Below are 8,124 nucleotides of genomic sequence, written 5' to 3'. Positions count from 1 at the left end.
CCGTCGTTCAGCGTCACGCCCCGAGCCAAGGCGGTCAGCGCTTGGTCGGTCACGATGCCCTCCACCTGCACCAGATAGGTTTTTTCCATCTTGAAACGCGGGTCGGCAATGCGGGCCTGCTCCTTCCCGTCGTTGGTGAGCAGCAGCAGGCCTTCGCTGTCGGCATCCAACCGCCCAGCCACGTAAACGCCCGGCAAGTCGATGTGGTCGATCAGCCCGGTCCAGCGCCCCTCGGGGGTGAACTGGCTGAGCACGCCATAGGGCTTGTTGAAACGGATCAGCATGGTCTAGCAGGTCTTGTCATCGAGCGCTGAGCGTATCAGGTCGCAGGGGCGCGTTCGAGCCGCGCCGCCCGTGGGTTAGCATCGACCGCATGAGCACCCAATACGAATGCCTGAAAAGCCCTGATCTGTACGCCGAGGCCTTTGGCATCGCCCCGCCCGCCGCCCTGCTGGGCAAAGAGGTCTGGCCGCGCCAGCCGGGTTTTTTCATCCGCAAAGCGGTTGTGGCGGCAGAGGCCGCTTTGCCTGCAGCACCCGAGTTGGGCGCAGACGCTGAAGCCGCCACGGCCCCTGTTCAGGCCCCCGCCAGCCCACTGGTGATGGAGTTGGCCCAAGGCCAGTTTGGTCTGGTGCCCACCTGGGTCAAGTCGGCGTCCGACGCCAAACTGCGCTCCACCAAGTTGGCCGTCACGCGCTACGAAACCATGAGCACTGCCACGGCCACGCGCGAGACCTGGCTCAAAGGCCAGCGCTGCATCATCCCCATGCAGGCCTTTTTGGAAGACGACTGGCGCAGCCGCAAAGCCGTGCCCACGCGCATTGCCCGCGTGGACGGCCAGCCCATGGGTGTGGCCGGTTTGTGGGAGTGCTGGACCCAAGGCGAGGAAGAAATCGTCAGCTTCACCCTGCTCACGGTGAACGCCAACAGCCACGCCCTGATGAACCGCTACGGCCAAAACGGCAACGAAAAACGTATGCCTGCCATCTTGAACGAAGGCGCTTATGGCGCTTGGCTCAACGCCCCCATCGACAAAGCCCGCGAGTTCATGCGGGCCTACCCGGCCCAGTTGCTGCTGGCCAATCCGGTGCAAAAACGCTGAGCCATTGCGCTGCCGGCAAATGCCTTAATATGGCAATCTTTGGCATCAAAGGGGAAGCAAATGGCGCTCAATGTATCTTTGCCCATGGAGCTCGAGGCCCGGGTTCGCCAGCATGTTGCTTCGGGCATGTATGGTTCCGCCAGCGAAGTCATTCGAGAGGCGCTCAGGCTCTTTGAAGCGTATCAGTCTGTTCAGCAGTCCAGTCTGGTGGCCCTCAAATCTGACATTGAGCGTGGCATGGAGGACGTCAAAGCAGGACGCGTCAAGCCGATGGACATGGCCACCATCAAGGCGCGAGGTCGTGCCGCTCAAAAGATGCCCTGATGTCCACGGTATCGTTTGCGCAAAGCGCAAAGCGCAGAGACACCTCAGCCCAGGCGGCTGCGGTGGCGTGCGATTTGTCGGCGCACCTGCTCAGGCGCGGTGCCGCCCAAGGTATTGCGGGCGTTCATTGAGCCTTGCAGGCTGAGTGGCCCGAACACATCGGCTTCGATGCGGCTGTCGAACTTTTGCAGGGTTTCCAGCGGCAGCTCTGACAAATCCACGCCCTGGCCTTGTGCGGTTTTGACCGCGTGGGCCACCACTTCGTGGGCATCGCGGAAAGGCAGGCCCTTTTTAACCAAGTAGTCGGCCAAGTCGGTGGCCGTGGCGTAGCCTTTTTTCACAGCGGCTTCCATGGCCGCAGCATTGACGGTGATGCCGCCTTCTTTATTGCCCGTGGCCGGGTTGACTTGACCACCCACCATCTCGCTGAAGATGCGCAGCGTGTCCTTGAGCGTGTCCACCGTGTCGAACAGCGGCTCTTTGTCTTCCTGGTTGTCTTTGTTGTAGGCCAGGGGCTGGCCCTTCATCAGGGTGATCAGGCCCATCAGGTGGCCGACCACACGGCCGGTTTTTCCGCGTGCCAATTCGGGCACGTCGGGGTTTTTCTTCTGCGGCATGATGCTCGAGCCGGTGGTGAAACGGTCGGCAATGCGCACAAAGCCGAAGTTCTGGCTCATCCACAAGATCAGCTCTTCCGAGAAGCGGCTGATGTGCACCATGCACAGGCTGGCGGCGGCGGTGAACTCGATCGCGAAGTCGCGGTCGCTCACGCCGTCCAGGCTGTTTTGGCAGACTTGTGGGTTGCCCGCCTCATCGACCATGCCCAGCGTGCGGGCCACGCGCTCGCGGTCCAGCGGGTAGGTGGTGCCGGCCAAGGCGGCGCTGCCCAGCGGCAGGCGGTTGGTGCGGCGGCGCACGTCGACCATGCGCTCGGCATCCCGACTGAACATCTCCACATAGGCCAGCAGGTGGTGCGCAAAGCTCACGGGCTGCGCCACTTGCAGGTGGGTGAAGCCGGGCATGATGACCTCGACGTTGCGCTCGGCCACATCAACCAGCGACTTTTGCAGATCGGCCAGCAACTCGATGATCAGGTCCATCTCGCTGCGCAGCCACAGGCGCACATCGGTGGCCACTTGGTCGTTGCGGCTGCGGCCGGTGTGCAGGCGCTTGCCAGCGTCGCCCACCAATTGGGTCAGGCGCGCCTCGATGTTCAGGTGCACATCTTCCAGATCCAGCTTCCATTCAAATGCGCCGGATTCGATCTCTTGCGTGATCTGCGCCATGCCGCGCTGGATGTCGGCCAGGTCTTGGGTCGCGATGATCTTTTGCGCCGCCAACATGTCGGCATGGGCCAGCGAGCCCTGGATGTCGGCTTGCCACAGTCGCTTGTCAAAGAACACGCTGGCGGTGTAGCGCTTGACCAACTCGCTCATGGGTTCAGAAAAGAGGGCGGACCAGGCTTGGGATTTTTTGTCGAGTTGGTTTGTCATAAGCCCGCAATTTTATCGGGCTTCGATCCGCTTGGGCTTTCCAGCCTTCGGCCCTTATCGGTCAGCCAGCAAGGCGAGCGCCAAGGCGTGGTGAGCGGGCAGGGTGTGCGGGTCCTTGGCGATGTTGGCCGCCACCGGGTGCGAGGCGTAGCGGGCAATGACCATCTGTGCGTACCAACATATCCCCCCGCAGGATTTCAAGCCGTTACAGATGGGCGTGGCACAGCTGCCTTAGCGCGTCCAGGCATACACCGCCCAACCCAGCCACTCGTGCAGCGCCGTTTGCCACAGCAACAAACTGCGGACCAGCGAATAGTCGGTCCAGGCCGTGCTCGCGCCGGTTCTGAAGTCGACCGGGTAGGGCGTGACGCGGCAGCCCACCGATTCAAATTCCGCCATGGCGCGCGGCATGTGCCAAGCCGAAGTCACCAGCAACCAAGGCTCCTGGCAGCGCGGCCCCAGCAAAACCGCCACCTGGCGTGCGTTTTCCCGGGTGGTGCGCGAACCCGCCTCCAGCGTCACTCGCGCCAAGTCCAGGCCTTGCTCCTGGTAAAACGCCCGCGCCAAATCCGCCTCGGTCACGCCCGTGGCCCGCAAGCGCCCTTCACCCCCCGAAAACACCAAAGCCAGCTGCGGATGCTGCCGCAGCAAACCCACCGGCACCGTCATGCGCTCGGCAGCCTCGCCCAAAGGCACCTGCGCATGCGCCTGGTAACTGCGCGGGTGCTGCGTGGCACCCCCCAACACCACCACGCCCACCTGCCGATCCACCAGTGCCGCAGACGGCACCGGGTACTGGTTCTCCAGCGGGCGCAACAAGGCATGGGGCAAAGCCTCAAAACCGAGCAGCCCCAACACCGCCAAGCCCGACCAAAGCATGCCCAAGGCAGCCCCCCGCCAGCGGCCGATCACCAGCAAGGCCACCGCCCACCACAGCGCCAACCAAAACACAGGCTGGGTGATGGCCGACATCAGTTGGGACAACACAAACATAAAGACCTTTTGCAAAACACAGCCACAACAAAAAAGAGCCTAACGGCTCTTTCAGTATGTCGCATCTCAAGGGCTGGGGACCGGGCCCAAGATCAGGGGCGAGGAGAAAGAATGGGGATCTGGCCCCAATTTATGCCATGTATGATCTGGCCCCAATTGATGATCCCCCTACCTCATGCGGTTGAAATTCCTACCCGCTGCGCGACCCCAAAAATGAATAACCCATGAACTCCAGGCTGATCCAAATTGACGCACTGCGCGGTTTGGCCGCTGTGTTGGTGGTGGTGGCGCATTCAAGCGAATACTTCACCTCTCGTGCCCTGGCCCTTGGGCATGGCGCGGGTTTTGACACGCTGGTGCGCACCTTTGATTTTGGACGCATCGGGGTGGTGCTCTTCTTCATGGTCAGTGGCTTTGTGGTGGCCAACTCGCTCAGTGCACCTGGCACACAAATTCGGCATTTTCTGGCACGCCGGTTTTTCCGGCTTTACCCGCTCTACTGGTTTTCGATGCTGCTGGCCTATTTTTTCTGGACCAGTCCGCTGCCGGATGCCGCCATGATCATGGCGAACCTCACCATGTTCCCCAGCTTGTGGAGCGCCAAAGCCATGCTGGGCTTGTATTGGACGCTCGAGGTAGAGCTCGTCTTTTACCTCCTCGCTGTTTTGTTGGTCTTGCGTGGCGTCCTGTTCCAGCCCGTGGTGCTGGCGGGGGCGATGCTGGTGCTGTGGACCGTTTTTGCTGCGGTGATGTTTGGTCTGCTGCCATCACCGGTCACGCTCGAGTGGAAGTCCTTCCCCTACAACCTGATGTACATGCTCTTTGGTGTGCTCTGGTTCAACACGAGTCGCCAGAGCGGCCAAGCCTCAGGCTGGGGGCGTGTTGCGTTTTGGGGGGCGCTGCTGCTGCTGATGGCACCGCCCATGTTTTCACTGCTCAGGTACGCCAGCAGCCACAGTGCTGACGACCTGCGTTTGGGCTTGTCTTACCCATTGGCCGTCGCGCTATTTGCGGCCATGTTCAACGCCAAGACCATGTGGTTGGGTGCCTTGGCCAAACTGGGTGTGATCAGCTACTCCATGTATTTGATGCACCTCTTTGTGCTGGTGTTTGCTGCCCGTTATGTCACACCCGAAGTTGTGCCGCAGGCATGGTTGACATTACCCAGCTACGTGGTGCTCTCCTTGGGCTTGACGGTGCTCTTTTCCACCTTGACCTACAACCTCGTTGAACGCCCTTGGATTGGATTTGCCAAGAGGTTCAAGTGATGGGTTAGGGGCATGCCGTTGACCCCGCAACATTCATTTCAAGCCAACGCCCAGTGCTGATCACGGGCAATAGCCGACATCTGTCAGACATCGGTCAAGTTGCAGCAGGGGCCCACCCTGTGGACGATGAGCTTTCAATGAATTGGGATCTGACCCCAATCTTTCCCGGCTCATATTCGTCTGCGCAGACCGAACCAATCACGTTCTGGTGTTTTGAAACTGCTGCTCGACAACAAGCCAACTATTGAGTCGGCATTGGAAGTAGAAGGTAAAGCCTCGATTAAGTTGATCGCTTAGCTTCAATAGCTAACCACAAATAAATCGGGATCTGACCCCAATTTACACTCGGCCGTTAAAACGCAAAAAGCCTGGGTCTCCCAGGCTTTCCATTGGAGGGCAGGAAATGAGCGGTGTTAGGCGAGCACGCCCAAGCCATGTTTGTGGACAATATCTAGTAGCTTGAGAGCCATGCCACTTGGTTTCTTGGTTCCGGCTTCCCACTTTTGAACCGTCGATTCACTGGTGTTCAAGTACATAGCAAAGATTGGTTGACTAACTTTTGCGCTTTCCCTGATTTTTTTGATTTCCACAGCCTTATAGTCTGGTGTTTTAACGAGGCAAGATGCATCAAATTTACGCATCGTCGCCTTGTCTATTGCACCGACCCTGAGCAAGGCAGCAGCAGATTCATGAATGGCCTCAAAGGCATCGCTTTTAAATTTCTTTTTCGTCGTCATGACAAATCTCCAAGAGATGCTTCTCTTCAATCAATTTCGTTAATTGAGATTTCCTCAACCCCTGATACCCCTTTGCCAGCAATCGAAACATTTCCAACTCTGCGTCATCGATGTTGTCACGATCATTCTTGGCAAACATATACTCGTAAATCCAATACTCGCCACCTTTGGCCAAGATGATTGAGCGGTGTTGGTTCTTGTTGAGCCTCTTCTTGTAAACACCTCCACCCAAGTCCACAGCCTGGCCCGCCATAACATCCTTGATCGCATCACAAAGATCGGCGTCTGTGATGGAAGCGGATTTGGCGTTTTTGCTGAATTTTCTGGTCTTGAACGCTCTTGACTTGGTTGCATGAGGCATGGGAAATGGTAGCACTGGGTGCTACAAACGTCAATCCACCATAAGATCACTCGACTTCTGCGACAAAGTACGTGTGAATGCAGCACCGTGACATCAACACCATCAGCCCCTTTTACGCAACACAGCCACGATGTTGGCAGCGCTGTAGTCAATGGGCGCACCGCCCAGAAAGAAGACGCTGACCCACAGGTTGAGCAAGGTGCGCACGGGCCAGACGGCCAGGCGCTAGAGGGTGGGCACGGGGCATACGCCCCACGGCGGTTGCGGTGTTTGTCAACAAAGTTGTCCGCTTTTCTAAACGGCTATCGCCATTTTTTCTGGCAACTTCAGATTCTCCCTTGGCGGATTCAGCCACACCTCTTTGATGTGCTCCCAGTTGCGCGTTTGCCTTGACTTCCATCGCCCCGGATTGCTGCACTTGGCCGCTTCGTAAACTGCTTTGCGCTTGAGCAAAATCTCGTTGTCTTGGCCCGCATGCCTTTGCGCAGGCGTCACAAACTGAATCCCGCTATGCCGATGCTGCGTGTTGTACCAAGTCACGAATGCGTGCACCCACGCACGGGCTTGTTCCAAATCCTCAAACCGCTTTCGCGGATAGGCTGGCGTGAACTTGAGCGTGCGAAACAAGGCCTCCGAGTACGGGTTGTCATCGCTCACGCTGGGCCTGCTGAATGAGGGCACCACGCCCAGCTTTTGCAGCGTCGCCAGCATCGTTGCCCCCTTCATCGGGCTGCCGTTGTCCGAGTGCAGAGCCAATTGATCTGGCCTGATGCCTTGGCTCAGGCAGGCCTTGCCGATCAACGTCGATGCGTTTTCAGCCGACTCCTGCCAATGCACCTCCCAGCCCACAATCATCCGGCTGAACACGTCCAGCACCATGTACAGGCGCATGAACTGCCCTTTGATCGTGCTGGGCAAGTACGTGATGTCCCAGCTCCAAACTTGATTGGCCCCATAGGCCACCCACGCTTGGGGCGCGGCCACTTTCTTGGGCGGCTGCGCTTTGCCTCTGCGGTTGACCTGTCCGTGCTCTTTGAGCACCCTGTAAAAGCTCGACTCAGAGGCCAGGTACTGCCCCTGGTCCGCCAAGCGGGGCACGATTTGCGAAGGCGGCAAACTGGCGTGTTCAGGGGTGTTGCACACGTTCACAATCGCCTGCTTTTCTTCTGGCGTGAGGGCTTGCGGGTGGATGCGCCCACGGGCAACTTGCCCGCGCCGGTCACTGAGCTCGCGGGCAGGCTCGCTCCAGCGGCGCAAGGTGCGGCAGCTGATGCCAAGCACACCACACGCTTTGTGGCTGCGTGCGCCACAGGCCACCGCCTCGGTGATCAATTGGATGGCCATCTGTTTCATCTTCAGAGGAATCAGTCTTCCTCTTTGGTGCCCCAGATGGCCTGGGCTTTTTTTGACAGCACCAGCAAGGCGGCCGCTTCGGCCAATGCCTTGTCCTTTCTGAGGATCTCTTTTTCCAATTGCTTGAGCTTCTTGCGATGCTGAGCCAAGTCGGCCTTGCTGGCAGGCGCTGAATCAGGCTCAAGCGATTCAAAAGCAGCCTTCCAAGCGTCCAGTTGTTCGGGGTACAGGCCGTGTTGCCGGCAGTATTCAGAGCGTTGGGCCTCGTTCAGAGCGGCCGTTTGAATGATGGCGGCCAACTTGGCTTTGGAATCCCAGTCATCTGGGCGTGAAGACTTTGCTGGCACGACGAATCCTTGGTTGCGAAAGAGTTTTTTCCAAGAATACAAGGTCGGCATGCTTGACGTCAACTATCCTAACCGCTCGGCGACAACTATCCTGGCCGGTGGAAGCGGGGAATAAACTGAACGGGTTACTTGCTTGAGCTGACCTT

The 8,124-nt window shown here is 58.6% G+C and carries 10 protein-coding genes; 3 read left to right on the top strand and 7 right to left on the bottom strand.

The window, feature by feature from the left end; translation table 11 throughout:
* On the bottom strand, positions 1-284 hold a 284-nt coding region (locus tag QZ190_RS06235), incomplete at its 3' end, for a pseudouridine synthase (RefSeq protein WP_291914778.1).
* Positions 285-373: 89 nt separating this feature from the next.
* On the opposite strand from QZ190_RS06235, the gene QZ190_RS06230 reads away from it, so the two are divergent.
* Together QZ190_RS06230 and QZ190_RS06225 are read left to right on the top strand one after the other, a co-directional pair.
* Positions 374-1,102 carry an SOS response-associated peptidase family protein gene (locus QZ190_RS06230; protein ID WP_291914776.1) on the top strand — a complete coding sequence of 243 codons (729 nt, stop codon included), beginning with the start codon at positions 374-376 and terminating at the stop codon, positions 1,100-1,102.
* 60 nt (positions 1,103-1,162) lie between these two features.
* On the top strand, positions 1,163-1,426 hold the full coding sequence (locus QZ190_RS06225; protein ID WP_089955050.1) for a type II toxin-antitoxin system ParD family antitoxin: 264 nt from the start codon (positions 1,163-1,165) through the stop codon (positions 1,424-1,426).
* A 44-nt stretch (positions 1,427-1,470) separates the two neighbouring features.
* Here QZ190_RS06225 and argH read toward each other — a convergent pair whose 3' ends face one another.
* On the bottom strand, positions 1,471-2,919 hold the full coding sequence (gene argH, locus QZ190_RS06220) for an argininosuccinate lyase (RefSeq protein ID WP_291914772.1): 1,449 nt from the start codon (positions 2,917-2,919) through the stop codon (positions 1,471-1,473).
* A gap of 231 nt (positions 2,920-3,150) precedes the next feature.
* Complete coding sequence (locus tag QZ190_RS06215) at positions 3,151-3,912, bottom strand: YdcF family protein (RefSeq protein WP_291914770.1); 762 nt, start codon at positions 3,910-3,912, stop codon at positions 3,151-3,153.
* 224 nt (positions 3,913-4,136) lie between these two features.
* On the opposite strand from QZ190_RS06215, the gene QZ190_RS06210 reads away from it, so the two are divergent.
* A complete protein-coding gene (locus QZ190_RS06210) occupies positions 4,137-5,180 on the top strand; it encodes an acyltransferase (protein WP_291914768.1) in 1,044 nt (347 codons plus the stop codon).
* 413 nt (positions 5,181-5,593) lie between these two features.
* Here QZ190_RS06210 and QZ190_RS06205 read toward each other — a convergent pair whose 3' ends face one another.
* The 4 genes from QZ190_RS06205 to QZ190_RS06190 form a co-directional block, all read right to left on the bottom strand.
* Positions 5,594-5,917: a DNA-binding transcriptional regulator gene (locus tag QZ190_RS06205; protein ID WP_291914766.1), complete on the bottom strand. Its 324-nt coding sequence runs from the start codon at positions 5,915-5,917 to the stop codon at positions 5,594-5,596.
* Positions 5,895-6,278, bottom strand: coding sequence for a type II toxin-antitoxin system RelE/ParE family toxin (locus tag QZ190_RS06200; protein WP_291914764.1), 384 nt, complete (start codon positions 6,276-6,278; stop codon positions 5,895-5,897). The genes QZ190_RS06205 and QZ190_RS06200 overlap by 23 nt, the downstream gene beginning before the upstream one ends.
* Positions 6,279-6,572: 294 nt before the next feature.
* A complete protein-coding gene (locus QZ190_RS06195) occupies positions 6,573-7,622 on the bottom strand; it encodes an IS3 family transposase (protein WP_291914762.1) in 1,050 nt (349 codons plus the stop codon).
* 20 nt (positions 7,623-7,642) lie between these two features.
* On the bottom strand, positions 7,643-7,978 hold the full coding sequence (locus QZ190_RS06190; RefSeq protein ID WP_291914760.1) for a transposase: 336 nt from the start codon (positions 7,976-7,978) through the stop codon (positions 7,643-7,645).
* Positions 7,979-8,124: the final 146 nt, after the last annotated feature.

The sequence above is a fragment of the Limnohabitans sp. genome, assembly GCF_017848645.1.
Taxonomy (GTDB): Bacteria; Pseudomonadota; Gammaproteobacteria; order Burkholderiales; family Burkholderiaceae_C; genus Limnohabitans_A.
The sequence above is the reverse complement of the archived record's forward strand: the minus strand, read 5'-3'. Positions and strand labels throughout refer to the sequence as shown.